The sequence below is a fragment of the Streptomyces chumphonensis genome, assembly GCF_014779715.1.
GTDB lineage: Bacteria > Actinomycetota > Actinomycetes > Streptomycetales > Streptomycetaceae > Streptomyces > Streptomyces chumphonensis.
In genome coordinates this window covers 1-633 of sequence record NZ_JACXYU010000041.1, presented here as the reverse complement: position 1 = coordinate 633, position 633 = coordinate 1, and the positions used below count along the sequence as shown (strand labels likewise).

Genomic DNA, 633 nt, shown 5'->3' with positions numbered 1-633 from the left:
GACGGCTGCCGGTTCGACGCCCAACGACCGCCACAGGTCGGCGAGGGAGACCATGACGGCGAACAGCACGGGTTGGATGACGTCGACGCGGGTGATGGGTTCGTCGCTGCGGAGGACTTCGGTCAGGGACCAGTCCACGTGCGGGGACAGGGCTGCTTCGCAGGCGGCGATCGACTCCCGGAACACGGCGGAGGTGCCAAGGAGTTCGTGGGCCATGCCGGTCCACTGCGAGCCTTGACCGGGGAAGACGAACACCGGGGCGGCGCACCGGCCTGAGCCGGTCACCACGCCCGGGGCCTCTTCACCTGCGGCGAGGGCGTCGAGGCCGCGTAGGAGCTCGTCGCGGTCCCTGCCGAGGACGACCGCGCGCTGGTCGAACCAGGTGCGGCCCGTCGCCAGGGCGTGGCCGACCTCGTCGGGTGACCAGTGAGGGTGCTCGGCGACGGCTTCTCGCACACGCTCCGCCTGGGCGCGCAGGGCCTCCGGCGTGCGGGCGGAGACCGACCAGGCCGTCACGCCTCCTGTTGCTGACGCGCCGGTCCCTTCCCCGGCGGCGGGGTGACCGGAGCGCCCGGCCTGCTCTGGGGCCTCCGGGGCCTGTTCGAGGATGACGTGGGCGTTGGTGCCGCTCAC

Annotated in this window: 1 protein-coding gene; it reads right to left on the bottom strand. The window is 73.0% G+C overall.

Annotated elements, in window-relative coordinates:
• On the bottom strand, positions 1 to 633 hold a 633-nt coding region (locus tag IF129_RS25955; RefSeq protein ID WP_191212284.1), incomplete at both ends, for an acyltransferase domain-containing protein.